We start from the raw sequence: 16,759 nt of genomic DNA on the forward strand, positions 1-16,759 counted from the left end.
CTTAAATGGCAGCCTTAGAGAAACCGTCCCCTGTTGCTCGTTTGCAGCAGGGGACGGAAACATTGGGAGGGGTCCTTGTGACTAGTGCAGATATTGCTTTGGAGTTGAAGGGGATCACGAAGCGTTTTCCAGGAGTTGTAGCCAACGATTCCATCAGTTTTAAACTGCGTCGCGGAGAGATTCATGCTTTGCTCGGGGAAAATGGAGCGGGCAAATCGACGTTGATGAGTATTGTATTCGGCCTGTATCAGCCGGATGAAGGCGATATTTTCGTCCATGGAAACAAGGAGAAGATGGATAGCCCAAGCAAAGCTATCGATCTTGGCATCGGCATGGTGCATCAGCACTTTAAACTGGTCGACACTTTTACGGTAACGGAAAATATTATTCTCGGGATGGAGCCAAAGCGCGGAGCTAAGGTGGATTTAAAAGGGGCAGCCAAAAAGGTAAAGGAGCTGTCGGAAAAATACAAGCTGGACGTAGACCCTTCGGCTACAATCGATACGATCAGCGTCGGCATGCAGCAGCGCGTGGAAATTTTGAAAACGCTCTATCGCGGAGCGGACATCCTTATTTTTGACGAACCGACTGCGGTACTGACTCCACAGGAAATTGGCGAGCTGCTCGATATTATGAAACGTCTCGTCGCAGAAGGCAAATCGATTATTTTGATTACCCACAAGCTGAAAGAGATTATGGAAATTGCCGATACGTGCACAATTATTCGCCGCGGCAAAGTCATTGAAACGGTGGACGTATCCACGACGAATCCGCAGCAATTGGCGGAGAAGATGGTCGGGAAGGTCGTCAACCTGCATACGGACAAGACGGCGGCTTCGCCGAGGGATGTATTTTTGGAAGTGGATCAAATCGTCGTAGACGGCGACAACGGAAAACATGCGGTAGAGGGCCTGTCCTTTTCGGTACGGGCGGGTGAAATCGTCGGCATTGCAGGGGTAGACGGCAACGGCCAGACGGAACTGATTGAAGCGATTACGGGAATGAGAAAGATTCGTTCCGGCGATATCCGGCTGCAAGGCGCAAGCATAGCGAACCAATCGCCGCGAACCGTTTCGGAAATTGGAATTTCCCATATTCCGCAGGATCGCCATAAACATGGACTAGTACTGGACTTTACGGTCAGTGAAAATACAGTTTTGCAAACGTACCACCGTCCAGGCATGAACAAGCTTGGCGTCATCAATACCGAAGCCATGGAAGAAATGGCGACTAGACTCGTCAGCGAATTCGACGTCCGTACGCCGGGCATCGATACGAAGGTGCGCTCCATGTCGGGCGGCAACCAGCAAAAAATTATTATCGCCCGTGAAATCGACAAGGACCCTCTTGTGATGATTGCGGCTCAGCCGACAAGGGGACTCGATGTAGGCGCGATTGAATTTGTTCATAAGCAGCTGATCGCGCTGCGCGATCAAGGAAAGGCCGTGCTGCTCGTATCGTTTGAGCTGGAGGAAATTTTGAATGTAGCCGACCGGATTTTGGTGCTGTTCGGGGGTCAAATCGTTGGCGAGACGACGCCTGAGACTACAAACGACCAAGAGCTGGGGCTTATGATGGCAGGCAAGCGAGGAGGAGACCACTAACATGACGACGAAATTCAAAAACCTGTTTCAATATCAATCCATCGCTGTTCCGATTGTAGCCGTCATTCTTGGATTGCTAATCGGCGCTGTCATTATGCTGATCGGCGGTTACGATCCTATTTTGGCCTACAAGGCACTGCTCATTCAGCTGTTTGGAGGAAGCTACGATATCGGGGAAGCGCTTCGGACAATCGTTCCTCTTGTCATGTGCGGTCTGGCGGTTGCTATCGCTTTCCGCTGCGGGCTGTTCAACATCGGCGTTGACGGGCAGATCGTCATGGGTTCCCTTGGCGCTCTTATTGTAGGTACGCAGCTCCAGCTGCCGCCCGTTCTTCATGCCATCGTGGCCGTTATATTCGGCGCCGTGCTTGGCGGTCTATGGGGGGCGCTGGTCGGCTTCATCAAAGTGAAGCGGGGCGTCAACGAGGTTATTACATGCATTATGTTCAACTTCATCGCTCTATATTTGAGCCACTATGTGATCCGGACGTTTATGCCGCAGGAGGGTACTCAGCGCTCGGCTTTGATCCATGACTCGGCGAGCATCCAAATCGGATGGCTGTCTGAGCTGATGGACGGGGCTCGGATTCACTGGGGCTTTATCATCGCGATTATGGCCGTTATTTTCTACTACTACTATGTGGACAGAACGAAATGGGGCTATGAGCTGCGAGCGGTTGGCTACAATCAGCATGCCGCCCATTATGCAGGGATGAAGGTTCATGGCGTCGTTGTGCGGACGATGTTTATTTCCGGGATGTTCGGCGGTCTTGTCGGAACGTTTGAAGTGCTCGGCGTATTCAAATATATCGCGATCAATTCCGTAACCTCGGGCCTTGGCTTCGACGGCATCGCCGTTGCTTTGCTAGGTGGAAATACCGCTTTTGGCGTTCTGCTTTCGTCGATGCTGATCGGAGGACTATCGTACGGCTCGCAAGGCATGAGCTTTATGGCGGATGTGCCGGGAGAGATTATTCGGATGGTTATCGCCATCATTATCTTTTTCGTTGCTGCTCCGGGAATCGTTAAGCTGCTGTTCCGTCCATTCGGCCAAAAAGCGAAGAAGGAGAAATAGACTATGGAGATTTTCGGCAATCTAATAAACGGTACGCTCGTTTTTGCGACAGCTTTTATTTTTGCCGCTTTGGGCGGCCTCATCTCGGAGCGCGCGGGCGTCATCAATATCGGACTTGAAGGGTTTATGGTGTCGGGAGCTTTCTTTACGGCTATTTTCGCCCACTACGCGGAAGCGGCCGGGGTTGGCGCTTTCTCCCCTTGGATTGGTATAATTGGAGCATTCGTATGTACAGCGGTGTTTTCCGCCATTCATGCGGTGGCGACCATTAAGTTTAAAGCGAATCAGGTTGTGAGCGGGGTAGTCATCAACATTTTGGCGGCCAGCTCGACGTTTTTCTTGGTCAAAATGCTGTTCGACGGCGCAGCGGAGTCTCCGCTTCTGACGAATGTTTTTCATAAAGTGACCATTCCTTATCTTAGCGATATTCCGTTTATCGGCGACGCTTTCTTCAACGCTTACCCGACGACGTATATAGCTATCGGCCTTGTTATTGCTTTGTTTTTTATCCTGTTCAAAACGTCGGTCGGACTGCGGCTTCGCGCTGTCGGGGAAAATCCGAGCGCGGCGGCTACCGTTGGAGTAAAAGTAAACCGCACTCGTTATGTTGCTGTTATTTTGAGCGGATGTATCGCTGCTTTGGGCGGTGCAACGATTGTTCTAACGTCGAACGGCAACTTTTCGTTCAATACGATCTCTGGACAAGGCTATATCGCGCTTGCTGCCGTTATTTTCGGCAAATGGCATCCGATTGGCGCCATGCTGGCTGCGCTATTCTTCGGTCTCGCGCAAGCGGTGAAGGACCAATTGCAAATTTTTGATTTTGCGGCGAAGCTGCCGATCGAGTTTTTCTACATGCTGCCTTATGTGCTGACTTTGCTCGTTCTAATTGGAGCAGTCGGAAAGTCGAGGGCGCCGAAAGCGTTAGGCGAGCCCTACGAAGTGGGCAAACGATAGAGGGGGACATGCTCTCCCGCGAAGGGTGATACTACTTGCTTAGTCGATTGCAGAAGCGTTTCCAGATCCACGAGGCGGGCTCGACGATCCGGACGGAGATGGTGGCCGGACTGACTTCTTTTATGACGGTCGCCTATATTATTGCGGTAAACGGGGCCATCCTCAGGATGGCCGGCATGCCTTACGAAGCGGTCATTGTGGCGACGGTTATCTGCTCCCTCATCGGCTGCCTGCTTATGGCGTTTTGGGCGAATTCGCCTTTGATTCTGATTCCCGGAATGGGAGACAACGCCTTTTTTGTCTTTACGCTTGTGATGGCGCTGGGGCTCACCTGGCAGCAGTCGCTTGCGGCGGTGTTTTTGGCTGGTGTCGTGTTTATGCTGACGGCGGTGACTAAGTGGGCCGACTATTTATCGAAGGCCATACCTAGGTCGATTATGAGCGGCATGACGGCGGGCATTGGATTGTTTATCGCCTTTTTGGGGCTCAAAAACGGCGGAGTAATCGTGGCAAGCGAAGGCACTTTTGTCACGTTGGCTAAGCTCGGCGATCCTCATGCGCTCACCACTTTGTTGACGCTGGCGCTGGCTTTGATTCTGTTTTTGCGGAATGTAAAAGGAAACTTCCTAATCGTTATCCTCGCCGGAACCGGGATCGGTTGGCTGCTCGGCATCGTCGACTTTAGCTCCGTGCGTGATTTCGGATTTTCGTTTGGCGGTTACGGAGAGGTGTTTCTAGCGCTCGATTTCAGTGCAATCGGTACGTTTCCGTTCTGGATTGCCGTCTTTTCGCTGTCGATGGTCATCATCTTTCAAAACATGGGGGCGCAGCTTGGGATGCTTCCGGACAAAGCTAAATTCGGAAGGTCATTTCAGGCTAATTCCTTCTCCGTTATGAGCGCGGGTCTGCTTGGGTGCAGCCCGATGACGACGGCCGCGGAGTCGGCGACAGGCATCGCATCAGGAGGCCGCACAGGTCTGACGTCGATGACGACGGGATTGTTGTTTGTACCGGCCCTGTTTTTGATCCCTCTTTTTAAAGTGATTCCGAACAGCGCGATCGCTCCCGTTCTTATTATTGTCGGCTGCCTCATGGTCATGAGCGTGAAAGAGGTGCCGTTCGACGATTTTACGGAAGCGTTCCCGGCTTATGCGATGATGGCGATCATGCCGCTGTCGTTCAGCATCGCGAACGGGCTTGCGTTTGGTTTTATCGCATATCCGCTGTTGAAGATTGCAACGGGGCGGAGCAAGGAAGTTTCGAAGACGATGTATGTGATCGCCGCCTTTTTTCTGGTTTATTTTATTTTGCAGTAGGCGGGTTAAAAGAAAAGAGACGCCTAGGGCTTTGTGCCTTAGGCGTCTTTTTTTGCATACAACAATAATTTTTATGAAAGAAATGAAAGAACGGATAGAAGAAATGGAAAGCATCCATTACAATGTTCCAAGAGTCAAAAATTACCGGAGGGTTTATGGCGATCATAGGGATTGATTTAGGAACGACAAATAGTTTGGTTTCCTATTGGAATGGGAAAGAATCTGTCATTATACCGAATGCGTTGGGGCAAGCGCTGACTCCTTCGGTCGTTGCGATAGATACAACGGGAGAGATGGTCGTTGGACAAATCGCGCTGGAGCGTCAAATGCTTAGTCCTGAAATAAGCGTGTCCGTTTTCAAACGTTTTATGGGAACCGGCCGAAAAGTGGAGCTTGGCAGCCAGCACTTTTTGCCGGAGGAGTTATCTGCCCTTATCATTAGATCGCTAAAAGAAGATGCAGAGCATCATTTAGGAAAACCGATTCATGAAGCGGTTATTAGCGTTCCGGCCTACTTCAACGATGTACAGCGCAAAGCGACTAAAAGGGCGGGCGAGCTTGGACGGGATGAAGAATCACTGGAATATTATGATGCGGTTATTGCTTTGAACCCGGATCAAGGCGTTTTTTATAACAATAAGTCCTACACTTTAATTCAACTGGGGCAATTTGAAGAGGCGCTCTCTTTAGCGGAGCAGGCCATTGCGTACGCCCCTTTGTTCCCAAACGGCTATAAGCAGAAGGCCAATGCGCTATTTGGGCTGAGTCGGTTCGAGGAGTGTCTTGAAGCGTGCGAAGAAGCGCTCCGACTAAATCAAGACTATGTGGAAGTCCATCTTATTAAAATGAAAGCATTTACTAAAAGTGGGCAGTTTGAAGAGACGCTTGAATGGTTTGATACAGCGATTCAAAGCGATTCAAAAGAGAAAAAATATTTCAGCTTAATTTGTTCGGCCAAAGGAGAGGCGTTATTTTCTCTAGAAAGATTTGAAGAAGCGGTTCATATTTGCGAGCAGGCGTTGGAATGGGACAGTAACACATATGATGCAATTTGGTGCAAGGCGGTCAGTCATTTTGGGCTTGAGCAATATTTTGAAGCGAACAATGAGCTGGACAAGCTCATAGAAAACTATCCTTCCGCACCAGTTTATAAGTACGCCGTATACAGCTACTACAATAACTCAATGCCGGATGAAGCTATGAAATTGGCACTTGAGGGTTTAAGCCATGAATTCGGGGAAGAAGATGTTTTGTATGATGTATTAGGGCATATTTTCAGAGATAGAGGAGAATTAAGTGAGGCTGCTCAATACTACCGCAAGGCAATGGAAGTGGATTCAAGCTATGTTTCATACTACTTAAACTTGGTTGGAGTACTAGATTCTAAAAAGGAGCAGGAAGAAAGTCTGCGTCTGTTAGACGAGATTATCGTCCTTGACCCAATGGCGAAAGAGGCCTACGAGAGGAAACTGCCTTTGCTGTTTGACAAACGCGATTGGAAACAATGTGTGCAGGTTTGTGAAGAGCTAATGGAAATAGATGATGATAATGAAGAAGCTTATCTCTATCTGGCAAAATCCTATTCCAAGCTTGGAGATAAAGCCCAGGCAAAGGCAGTGCTTGAGAAAGGATTGAAAATTTATCCTAGCAATACACATCTTCTTGAAGTCAAGGCTTCATGGCTTTTCAAAAGAGGGTATTTTGATGAAGCGTTGACCATCTATAACCATATTCTCGAATTGAATCAATCCATAGTTGCAGAAATTGAACGGGAAAAATTGATGAAAAAACAACGGAAATTTTGGATATTTAAATGGTGGAAAAAATAAAAAAGAGCCCTTCTTCGTAGTCGAAGAGGGGCTTTCTGTTTCATTAAAACGTAGCTTTAGTTTCATTGACCAATAACTTCACCGTTTACCCGCTTCGATATCCGCCGAAACCGAGCGTCTGTTAGCGCGGGGGCCAATGAGTCCTAGAGTGTAGGCGGCCACCCCTGCGGCAACAACGACAAATGCGGCGCCCACCCAACTGATGGATGCTAGAGGAGCCTCGGCAGCCACAATGCCTCCAATACCCGCCCCTGCGGCCATCGCAAACTGTAAGACAGAGGTGTTTAGGCTGATTAAAATGCCGGAGGCTTCAGGCGCCAGCGTAATTAAATAATATTGTTGCGTTGGGCCGGCAGACCATGCGGAGAAAGACCATAACAGAAGAACGGCAAACACGATGGCGGGGGAGGCCGCGGTCAAAGATAATAAAATGAGTGCCAACGCATGAACGATCATGCTGCCGATCAAGGTGGGAGAAACACCCCATTTGTCTGTGCTGTAGCCCCCCAGTTTGGAGCCAATCAAGCTCGCTATGCCAAAAGCGAACAAGGCTATGCTCATCACCTTTTCACTCATTCCCGTTACGTTCAGCAGAAACGGCGAGATGTACGTATAGACAACGGAATATCCGGTAATCCAAAAGAAAGTGATCGATAAGGCAATCAAAATGCGAGACTCTTTCAGCAGGGCAAGCTGCTTGCGAATAGGAACGGGCTCTTCTCCATCCGTCTGCGGAATGGTAAACCAGATGGCTGCAATCGCGGCAATGCCAAGCAGGCCGATGCCCCAAAAAATGATTTTCCAATCGTAAGCCGCTGCGATGACTCTCCCCGCGGGTACCCCGATAATCAAGGAGGTGCTAAAGCCCATCACAACCGTAGCGATTGCACTGCCCTGCTTGCCCGGGGAAGCCAGCTTAGAGGCAACTGTCAAAGCGGTTACGATGAAAACGCCGGTGCCTATTGCCAAAACAATCCGCGATACAATTAATAAAGGGAATCCGGAAAAAGCAACGGTCATGGCATTGCCGACTGTGAATAGGATAAGAGAGTAGATCAGCAATTTGCGTCTTTCCAAACGAGACGTAGCGGCAATAATAAGCGGCGTTCCAAATGCATAAGCAAGCGAAAATACGGTAATGAGCTGTCCTGCCGCAGACACGGAAACTCCGATATCCTCCGCCACCCTATCCAAAATCCCCGCTATAATAAGCTCCGACGTGCCGACCAGGAAGCTCACGATGGCCAGCATATAAATTTTCAACTGACTGGAATTCATATAAAAGCTCCTTTCTCCTATCCATCTCTATATAATTATATATTTCTAGAATTATAGAAATATAGGCTAAAAAAACTACTGGAGCAAAAAAGGCGCATACTTTTGGGCGACTGAACGGTTTACGCTGTAGTAAATATAAGTTCCGTCCTTGCGCAAGTTCAGCAGGCCTGAATCAGTCAGCTGCTTGAGATGATGAGAAAGCGTAGAGCCGGCTACCGATTCCAGCTTGCCCATAATGGCCGAGCAGCACAAGTTTTGTTCTTCGGTTAGAAGCATCGCGATTTTCAATCGGGTCGGCTCTCCCAATGCTTTATACACCTTAACCGCTTGTTTAAGCTCCGTTTGTTCCTCCGCCATAAAAACCCCACCTGTTACTTTTATATTTCTAAATTCATTGAAATTAAAATACCATAGTTTTCCTGCGAAGTAAATCCCCTTTTTGCGAGTACTTGGCCCACTTGAGAAAAAAGGCTAAGTCCCCCGCGAAAAGGGGATTCCATTACAATCGTTTAGCGGGGCAGAATACCCGTTTCCATGAACTTCAATCGTTCTGCTTGCCCGCTATTAATAAACGCTATAACTGCCTTTATACAAATTAGCTGAGCCGTCGGTACGCGTATTTCCTTTTACTTTAGCCGAGCCTCCAACGACGTTGACGACAAAGCCGACTCCGTCTAGATGAACGCTGTTGTTTTTAAAATCGTTGTTGGTGCCGGTCGGATAGCTGGTTCCGTGCGTCCGGTTCTGGAAAGCGTCTGCGATGCTGGTATTGCCATTGCGGCTGCCCGTATTATTGTAAACTTTAGAGTTAACTCCTTTCACATCGATAAAGCTGTCCGCCGAATTGGCACCTGTAATACCTGTGCCGTTGAAGGTGCAGGATTCCACTAACGTGCCGTCCGCTCCTTCTTTAATATCGATATGTTCGGCGGTGATGCCCGGTCCAAAAACAGTGCTGCGAATTCGATTGCCGATAACGGTGTGCTCGTAAGCGGCGCCCTCATCTGATCCTACATATGCTCCTTCGCCATAACCCGGCTGATAGTTGCCAGTGTCGTGAATAAGGGAATGTTGAAGCGTGTTGTAGGAGCTTCCATCGCGGAAGTGGACGCCTTCGTCGCCGATATTGGAAACTTCGACGTTATGAAGCAAATTGTAGTTGCCGTTGTCGATCATAATCCCTTTTTGAGCGCGCGTCACTTTGATATCGCGAATTTCCCAGTAGTCCCCTGTGAGGTGTATGCCGTAGGAGCCTTCATTAACGGCGGGGCCTTGGAGAATAGGAGGATTGGCTGGGTCGCAGCCTTGCAAAATAATACGTTGGCTGGCGGTTCCGCTGGCGCCGGAATAAAAGACTCCAGCGGGCACTCCGCTTGCATCGAGGCGCGGATCGCCGCTCGTAGCGCGGACGCCGTTGTACGTTCCGGGCGCGATCTTAATGACGGTGCCGGGAACGGCCAACTGCATGGCCGTTTGAATGGCCGAAGCCGTGTTTAAAGCGGTGGAGCAACCCGCCGGTCCGCTGCCATTCGGTGTTGCCACAGCGACTGTCCCGCTCGAAGCCGATTGGTTGCCTTTGGCGTCTCTTGCTTTGACATAGTAGCTATAGGAGGTAGAGGGAAGAAGGCCGGTTGTATCGCTGGCAAAGGCGGAGGTAACGGATCCAATGAAAGTGCCATTGCGATAAAGATCGTAGGCGGTCACTCCGACATTATCCGTCGACTCCTCCCAGCTTAAGTCAATCTGGCCGCCCGAAATAGACAGCGCTTTCAAATTGAGGGGTACCGATGGGGCGGACACGTCGCCTTCGCCGGCTACATAGTCGGCGACAACGAGGAGCTGAGGTTTGTCGGTCAAGCTTTCGCTGCTTTTGATTTCGGTGTATTTGCCCGCCGTTTCAGAGAGGACAAAGGAGGCTGCTCCGTCGCCGCCCGCCTGTGCTTGAATATAGGAGGTGACGTCAATTTCGACATATTGAAAAGCGTTGCTTAAAGCCGTGCTTCCAATCAAGCCGCCCACAGCGGGCTTGGTGTTCCAAGTGATGCCCCCTTGCAGCCAAGCATCCGTTGTCTGATAAACATTTAGCGAGGAAGCGGTGGAGGATTTGGCGTAAATGCGCAGCTTGGCGCTTGATATTCCGGATAGTTGGCCTACAGGGAACTTCAAATAGGCAATCCTTTCTGCGCCGCTCCCGGCTTTAACGAACATAGAGGCGGCAGAGCCATAATTTGTTGTAGCGTTGCTTTGGTACACATAGGCGTCATCGGCAGGGGGAATGGAAGCGGCCGCCCCCCATGCGGTCCCGACTTGCAGAAGCGATGCCGCCATTACGATGCTTAGCAGCAGCTTGGCCCGAAATAAACCTTTTTTCATCGTTTCATCTCCCTTTGATCAAGTGTTGGATATCGGCGAATAAGACGCCCCTATACAGGAGCACGCGTCTCCTACTTCACAAGTAGATGATAGAACGGTTGATTACATTCGTAAAAGTCGCATGGAGGCCTCCGTTCCGTTCATGATGCCGGCAGACGCGAAAATTACAGCCTTGCGCAATTGCGATTGCGTTTCATTTCGTACATAGCATAATCCGCTATATGAATAAGCGCTTTTCCATCCCTCCCATCTTCGGGGTAATAGCTGACGCCTACGCTCATTCCGATCCTTAGATTCTCAAATTTTGCGGCAAAAATAGCGAACTGATCCTGCATCCGCGTAGTGAGAAGCTGAACTTCGGCGGGGGACGGAGAACCGCTAATATACAGAACGAACTCATCTCCTCCCATGCGGGAGGCCACTCCTCGTTCCTTCGCGATTTCCCGAAGAATGGAGGCGGCTTGTTTGAGCGCTTCGTCTCCTGCCAGATGTCCGTGTATATCGTTAAGCCGCTTAATATGGTCTAGATCGATGAGCAGCAGCGCCAGCGTCTCTTGCTTGTCGTTTGCGTGCAGCAGCGCTTCATTCAACTTTTCGTGAAAGAAACGCCGATTCGGCAACCGAGTTAAGGAGTCGTGGAAAGCAAGGAATTGAATTTCTTCGTCGTATTTTTTTTGCAATGTGATGTTGCGCAGCACCAGCAAGGTATGATACTCGTAGTCCACCCATACGTAATCGGCGCTCACGAGCAGGACGGTCCGCTCCCCGTTGAGCAGCAGCTCGGTTTCGTATTGCTTCACAGGTTCCTTTTTGTCGATGCGTGCCTTTAGTTCGGGATCGAACATGTCGAGCAGCGGCATCTCCTCCAGTCTCATCGACCGAAATAGCTGCATCGCCCCTGGATTGGCATTTTTGATCGTACCGTTGCCGTCCATTAGCAGGATGGCTTCAGGATTTAACTGGAACAGCTTCTCAAACCGCTTGTCATACCGGCCCATAAAATCGTGTTTATTCATAGTAAGCCGCAAGAAGAAACACCAAATCATGCCGGTGTACAAATAGGGGTAAGGAGGCAATGCGCCGCCGTAGTCGATATAACCCAAAAGGGTATGACAGGAAACGGAAATGAACACTCCCCACATAAGCCGCGTATAGATGAGCTTCTGCTCGGACGACTCCGTGTTTGCCTTGGCAATGACAAGCGGCACCAGATAAAGAATATTGGTCACAATGCTGGCGGTCATAGCGATGTAATATCCCGTATTGTAAACGGGAAGATTCCATATTCCGTGTCTGACAAACTCATGGGCGGAAATGAGCGTGAACCCCATAGCGGCATTAACGGCGACAAAAAGAAGCGGCAAATAAAAGATATAAGGATAAATATATCGGGGAAGCCTTTTTTCCAATTGGGACAGCTTGGCGAGAAAATGAAAGCAGAGACCCGTAATGACAATCCCGACGCTGCTCAGCCAAATGGAGGACAAGAGGGGGCTGTATTCAATCGACACCTGATTTCTGACGTATTCCTCGACAAACAACAATAAATAACATACGGAGACGACGCTTAACAAAATATGTTCGGTTCTTCTTTTATTCCGCAAGAGGACGTCGGTCGCCATATAAGTGAAAAATAGAATAGGCAATCCATGCGTAAACAATAAAATGAAAGCTTGGTTAATCATCATGTTGTTTCCTATCCTTTTCCTATAGAGTCGATTCTGAAACATTTATCCAATTATTGCCGTTTATTGGGAGTGTGGAGCTTAAGGAGGGATTAACAGCTTATATATGAATATCGGAATTTTCACGAACATTTTCAAACGGGAAAGGAGAATTTTTTTGTGATCGAGTTCAAAATGAACAAAGCAGCCGCTGCCGTGATCGGTTTGCTGCTGCTGTCAGCCGCGTTATGGCTATGGATGGCGCAGTCGGACGACGCGAAAGCGGCGAAGCGAATCGAGGTTTATACGGATAAGCAGCCCGTACCGTTTACCGTTCAGCCGCTGCTGAAGGATGGCACGACGCTAGTGCAGCTTCGTCCATTATTTGAATCGCTTGGCATTGAGATTGCCTGGAATGCGGCAACCGAAACGGTAAGCGGCAAGAAGGACGGAAAAACATTTTCCTTAAAGCTGAAAAGCAAGACGGCGAAGGTGAATGGCAACACAGTGACGCTGGCGAGTCCGGCCATTAAAGTGGGCGGGCATACGATGGTTCCGCTGCGATTCGTTGGTGAAGCGACGGGAGCGGTTGTCGGCTGGAACGGTACGCAAGGGGTCATCAGCCTATATAGCGAAGACTTCATGAAGCTGGCCGGCTTAACGAAATCTGCCGCTCAAGCTATTGTGAACAAAGGTGTTCCTACCGTCCCAAAAGGAACGCTTCAAGGCTTCTATGCCAAATGGGAGCTAGACGTAGGCGGCATTCGGATGTGTACTTCGCTTTGCTGGAGTTATTATTACTTTTTGAACGATAAGCAAGTGGTCAAGACGATTCCCGTGGAAGGACCGGACGCGATCAATTGCAGCAAAGACAAATGTTTAACTTATCAAATTAAGGACAATCAGCTTATTCTCAGCAATGGAGAAAAACATTCAATTAAAATCGTTTCCGACAAGAACCTGGAAATCGCGGGCAAAACCTATACCAAATATTCGCCGTCCGGGAGGCTGAAGCTTGAAGGCAAATATGCCTCGGACAGCTATGTTACCAATCCGCAAGGGGGAATTGCAAGCTCTGTTGAATACACGTTTTTTAAGGATGGCACGTTTAGAGATGACAAATTTGCAGGAGTAACGGCAGACGGAAGCGACTCAGACAGCGAAACCGGGACATCGGTCGCCGCAGGCTCGCAGTCGAAATCGTCGGGCACTTATACGATTGTCCACTATACTTTGCTGCTCGCTCATCACAACGGGAAGGTCGAGCGTAAATTGTTCTTTTTGCCGGAGGAGCCTGGCGTGGGCATGCTCAGAATAGGCAGCCGCGACTATTTGCTCGATAACAAGCCGGGAGGCCCCGGTACTCCTGCGAAGGAGCCTCCTTACGAGGACCTGCTGATCAAAAATAAAATCGCCAAAAAAGAGGTGCTGTTTACGTTCCAGCCGAAAAAGAGCGAAGGGCTAAACGGCATTACGGTTGAGCTAACCGGCTATCAGTGGGCAAAGTTGAATATTGAGCCCGCGTATGCCAGCTCATTCCAAGGCTATGGAGATAAAGGAATTATCGCGCTTACAGCTAAATACAAAATCAAAAACGACTCCGGCCAAACGGTAAAAGCAAACAGCATAGTTGTGACGCTGGAGCTGGATAACCCGTCAGTGGGCTTGAAATCTTCCCCCAATTTGGAACCTAAGGCGAGCGATGAGCTGAAGTCGGGAGCCAGTGTGGAGAAGATGGCGGTTATTTTGCTGCCGGCCGACTATTTTGAAAACAATAAGGATTTCCAGCTTAGCTTCGGTCCAATGACGGACAGCGGCGGCAAAGATTCCTTCCAAGGCGATTGGCTCGGATTCACTATTTGGAAGAGCTTCGTTTGAACTGAAAGCAGAGGGCAACAATGGTGGGTAGGAGGGATACCCATTGCATCATTTTGTAGAAATCATTCTTAGAACCGTCGCATCTATTTTTCTGCTGCTGCTAACAGCCAAAATAGTCGGCAAACAGACGTTGTCCAATATGACCTTTCATGATTTCGTGACTGGCATTACATTGGGAGCGATTGCGGCCAATCTGGCGTTTAATGTGACGCTTAAAGCTTCCTCTACGATGCTGTCCCTTGTATTGACGGTTGTTATCTCTTTGCTGCTCTCCAAGCTCGCTTTGAAAAATCGGCGCATCAGAAACTGGATTTCCGGTTCTCCTACCGTTCTGATGGAGGGCGGACGTATTTTAGAAGAAAATATGAGAAAAGTTCATTACACGTTGGACTCGCTCGATCAGGCGCTGCGGGAAAAGGGAATCTTTAATATCGACGAGGTGGAGTACGCTGTGCTCGAAGACAACGGGAGGGTATCCGCTTTGAAAAAAGAGGAGTACCGCAATGTTTCCAAAAAGGATCTCCATATCCCGGTCAAGCCGCAAGCTTTCCCGATTGAATTGATCATGGACGGCATCCTCATCGAAAAAAATTTAAAGGAAAACGGATTGACGCAGGAATGGCTGTTATCCGAGCTTAGGCGCAGAGGAAAAGGGGTGTCCGACGTGTTCTATGCAGTGAGAGGAACGCGGCAGCAGCTTATTCTCGATTATTACGAGGATGGGATTAACAGGCCGATTGATCGAGAATGAAGCGACATCGCTAGAAAGAGGAGAGGCTGCACCCAGTCGGAATAGTGGGTACAGCCTCTTTTTTTTGAATGTGAGGGTAAGGAGACTTCATTCGCCATGCTTGTGCAGCAGCTCACTTTTGGCAAAGAGGTGCCGCTTCCTGCGGAGATAATGATGCGGACCGAAGGAGCGGTCCTGCGGTGCCCAGCCTAGAGCGATTCACGGGAACGGCGCATGAATGTCCGCCCTGCTTACGCTGCATAGCCGTTTTCAATTAAAACGGGTTCATGCCGAGAGTGTTGACTTTTTCTCCGGTAATGCTGACGCCCATTTTGGTCGTAATGTCGCGGTAGTGGCCAACGCGGCGGCCGACGCGATAGTCGGTTTCGTCTTTGTTTCCTTCAAAGCTGCCGTTAATAATCATAATGGTAATGCCGAATCCTGAAGGCGTTAAGCCTTTTGCGATTTCTGCCGCAGATGGCGTCCAGTTGCCTGCCATAACGTCGTGAGCGGACGGTTTTGGCGGTTGAGGCGTCATCCAGAACAGGATGGCTGTCATAAATCCTAGCTTGCCGTCGTTTTCGATCAGATCGGGATTTTGGAGAAGCGTATTTTTTGTACCGTAAATAATGCCGCTAATTAAACCATAGTTATAGTTCCAGCTTAATTGAATTGGACCGCGTCCGTGGTAGGATTTGCCCGCTACCGGTGGGAAGTCCGCATGAGTTTGAACATAGCCAATCGTACTTGAATTGATATAAGCGATTTCTTCGTTCCAATACAAGCCCCAGCTGAGCTCGCCGCCAGGTGCTGTCGGCCAGCCGCCGCCCGTTTCGTGAGCGATGTTGGCAAGGAAGCCAGCCAGCTCGCGCTTGCGGTTCGTTGCCGTGCCTTCTTTAATAAACGTACCGAAGTCGACTGTTTTGGACACGATTGGAACCGAAAGATTCCAGGAAGCGTTAAAGTCAGCGTTTTCATAAATAAGCGTTTCGGTTTTTGTAGCTTTGTTTAGTCTGAATACGCGGTTGTTCCAAGTTGCGCCTTGACGGTATTCCATCTTGTACTTGATGTTGGCGACATCGGATACGGCCGCGATCAAGTTAGCATAGGAATAATAGTCGGGTTGACCTGGTTTATAGTAATCTTTTGTTGCGGCAAAAGTATGCCAAGCTGGCGTACCGATCCGCATCGGGAACAACTGCTCATATTGAGTTTGCGTAAGCGCGCTTTGTACGGCCGAGACTGCGTTAGCCGGCGAGTACTGCGGATCGATTCCGCCCCAGATGGACAAAATTTGCGGATCGGTAAGCACGCGGCTTTGACCTGCGGTAAGTTGTCCCAGCGAAGTTCTAGCTGTAATGCTTGTGCTGGAGGCGGAGTTGTTGCCTGCTGCGTCTCTAGCTTTGATGTAGTAGGTATAATTAGTGTCTTGGGTGAGGCCTGTATCGGCATAAGTCAGAACTGTTGTCCCGTATGTCGCGCCGACTTTCACATTGTTGCGGTAAATGTCGTAGCCGGCTACGCCGATGTTATCTGTGGACGCCGACCATGTCAGCGTAATCGTGGTGTCCGTTTGTCCGGATGAGGCAAGGTTCAGTGGAGTGGTAGGAGCTGTAGGGTCATTGCCGCCGGTTGCCGGTCCTAGCAACAGCCAAGGCGAGCTGGATGCGTCTCCAGTCCCAGGCGTGCTTCCTTGATTCCACCATTTGGCCCGGTACACATTTCCGCTATGGCTAACTTCGTTGCCGGTTAAATAAACTTGCGTTGAAACCCAGGGTGCTGCGGATAAAGCGTAGACGGTGTTGCTCGCGGTTCCTCTTGTAACCGCTTCCAAAGGGGAGAAAACTAGTAAAGCCGCTAACATAGCCATGCTCAATCTTATGATTTTCTTGCTGCCTATCGACTTACCTGCCAATCTCATATACATCTTCCTCCTCTTTCATGGATTAACTACAATTCCCAGTATAGTAGAGTCCAAACTTGTAATCTATAGTCAAAAAAGCTCATATTATCACATTTAACCATAATTTTTATTTATGAATACGACAACTTACG

Annotated in this window: 12 protein-coding genes; 7 read left to right on the forward strand and 5 right to left on the reverse strand. The window is 49.4% G+C overall.

Features of this window, described 5'->3' with window-relative positions:
* Window positions 1–77: 77 nt before the first annotated feature.
* The 5 genes from ACFQZE_RS19980 (at window position 78) to ACFQZE_RS20000 (ending at window position 6,781) form a co-directional block, all read left to right on the forward strand.
* A complete protein-coding gene (locus ACFQZE_RS19980; RefSeq protein WP_379360319.1) occupies window positions 78–1,604 on the forward strand; it encodes an ABC transporter ATP-binding protein in 1,527 nt (508 codons plus the stop codon).
* Between the two features lies 1 nt (window position 1,605).
* The gene (locus tag ACFQZE_RS19985) at window positions 1,606–2,679 is read left to right on the forward strand and encodes an ABC transporter permease (RefSeq protein WP_379360321.1); all 1,074 of its coding nucleotides are present in this window, start codon (window positions 1,606–1,608) and stop codon (window positions 2,677–2,679) included.
* Between the two features lie 3 nt (window positions 2,680–2,682).
* The gene (locus tag ACFQZE_RS19990) at window positions 2,683–3,636 is read left to right on the forward strand and encodes an ABC transporter permease (RefSeq protein WP_379360323.1); all 954 of its coding nucleotides are present in this window, start codon (window positions 2,683–2,685) and stop codon (window positions 3,634–3,636) included.
* Window positions 3,637–3,734: 98 nt separating this feature from the next.
* Entirely contained in the window at window positions 3,735–4,952 is a 1,218-nt protein-coding gene (locus ACFQZE_RS19995; protein WP_379360767.1) for an NCS2 family permease, read from the forward strand.
* A gap of 155 nt (window positions 4,953–5,107) precedes the next feature.
* On the forward strand, window positions 5,108–6,781 hold the full coding sequence (locus tag ACFQZE_RS20000) for an Hsp70 family protein (RefSeq protein ID WP_379360325.1): 1,674 nt from the start codon (window positions 5,108–5,110) through the stop codon (window positions 6,779–6,781).
* A 78-nt stretch (window positions 6,782–6,859) separates the two neighbouring features.
* Here the strand turns inward: ACFQZE_RS20000 and ACFQZE_RS20005 are convergent, their stop codons facing one another.
* The 4 genes from ACFQZE_RS20005 to ACFQZE_RS20020 all read right to left on the reverse strand — a co-directional run bounded on the left by ACFQZE_RS20005 (window position 6,860) and on the right by ACFQZE_RS20020 (window position 12,120).
* Window positions 6,860–8,059 carry an MFS transporter gene (locus ACFQZE_RS20005; protein WP_379360327.1) on the reverse strand — a complete coding sequence of 400 codons (1,200 nt, stop codon included), beginning with the start codon at window positions 8,057–8,059 and terminating at the stop codon, window positions 6,860–6,862.
* 75 nt (window positions 8,060–8,134) lie between these two features.
* On the reverse strand, window positions 8,135–8,416 hold the full coding sequence (locus ACFQZE_RS20010) for an ArsR/SmtB family transcription factor (protein WP_379360330.1): 282 nt from the start codon (window positions 8,414–8,416) through the stop codon (window positions 8,135–8,137).
* A gap of 207 nt (window positions 8,417–8,623) precedes the next feature.
* The gene (locus tag ACFQZE_RS20015; protein ID WP_379360333.1) at window positions 8,624–10,432 is read right to left on the reverse strand and encodes a CBM96 family carbohydrate-binding protein; all 1,809 of its coding nucleotides are present in this window, start codon (window positions 10,430–10,432) and stop codon (window positions 8,624–8,626) included.
* Between the two features lie 164 nt (window positions 10,433–10,596).
* On the reverse strand, window positions 10,597–12,120 hold the full coding sequence (locus ACFQZE_RS20020; RefSeq protein ID WP_379360335.1) for a sensor domain-containing diguanylate cyclase: 1,524 nt from the start codon (window positions 12,118–12,120) through the stop codon (window positions 10,597–10,599).
* 156 nt (window positions 12,121–12,276) lie between these two features.
* Between ACFQZE_RS20020 and ACFQZE_RS20025 the strand changes: the two genes are divergently transcribed.
* Both ACFQZE_RS20025 and ACFQZE_RS20030 read left to right on the forward strand, forming a co-directional pair.
* Complete coding sequence (locus ACFQZE_RS20025) at window positions 12,277–13,974, forward strand: copper amine oxidase N-terminal domain-containing protein (protein ID WP_379360337.1); 1,698 nt, start codon at window positions 12,277–12,279, stop codon at window positions 13,972–13,974.
* A gap of 43 nt (window positions 13,975–14,017) precedes the next feature.
* Window positions 14,018–14,725: a DUF421 domain-containing protein gene (locus ACFQZE_RS20030; protein ID WP_379360339.1), complete on the forward strand. Its 708-nt coding sequence runs from the start codon at window positions 14,018–14,020 to the stop codon at window positions 14,723–14,725.
* Between the two features lie 253 nt (window positions 14,726–14,978).
* On the opposite strand, the gene ACFQZE_RS20035 is transcribed toward ACFQZE_RS20030, so the two are convergent.
* The gene (locus ACFQZE_RS20035; protein ID WP_379360341.1) at window positions 14,979–16,625 is read right to left on the reverse strand and encodes a glycoside hydrolase family 19 protein; all 1,647 of its coding nucleotides are present in this window, start codon (window positions 16,623–16,625) and stop codon (window positions 14,979–14,981) included.
* Between the last annotated feature and the right edge of the window lie 134 nt (window positions 16,626–16,759).

It is taken from the genome of Paenibacillus sp. GCM10027627 (genome assembly GCF_042675505.1).
Classification (GTDB): domain Bacteria; phylum Bacillota; class Bacilli; order Paenibacillales; family Paenibacillaceae; genus Pristimantibacillus.

Excerpts from the sequence above, each read along its gene's own strand:
- ACFQZE_RS19985 (WP_379360321.1), top strand. The coding sequence starts at position 1,606 with ATGACGACGAAATTCAAAAACCTGTTTCAATATCAATCCATCGCTGTT.
- ACFQZE_RS19990 (WP_379360323.1), top strand. The coding sequence starts at position 2,683 with ATGGAGATTTTCGGCAATCTAATAAACGGTACGCTCGTTTTTGCGACA.
- ACFQZE_RS19995 (WP_379360767.1), top strand. The coding sequence starts at position 3,735 with ATGGTGGCCGGACTGACTTCTTTTATGACGGTCGCCTATATTATTGCG.
- ACFQZE_RS20000 (WP_379360325.1), top strand. The coding sequence starts at position 5,108 with ATGGCGATCATAGGGATTGATTTAGGAACGACAAATAGTTTGGTTTCC.
- ACFQZE_RS20005 (WP_379360327.1), bottom strand. The coding sequence starts at position 8,059 with ATGAATTCCAGTCAGTTGAAAATTTATATGCTGGCCATCGTGAGCTTC.
- ACFQZE_RS20010 (WP_379360330.1), bottom strand. The coding sequence starts at position 8,416 with ATGGCGGAGGAACAAACGGAGCTTAAACAAGCGGTTAAGGTGTATAAA.
- ACFQZE_RS20015 (WP_379360333.1), bottom strand. The coding sequence starts at position 10,432 with ATGAAAAAAGGTTTATTTCGGGCCAAGCTGCTGCTAAGCATCGTAATG.
- ACFQZE_RS20020 (WP_379360335.1), bottom strand. The coding sequence starts at position 12,120 with ATGATGATTAACCAAGCTTTCATTTTATTGTTTACGCATGGATTGCCT.
- ACFQZE_RS20035 (WP_379360341.1), bottom strand. The coding sequence starts at position 16,625 with ATGAGATTGGCAGGTAAGTCGATAGGCAGCAAGAAAATCATAAGATTG.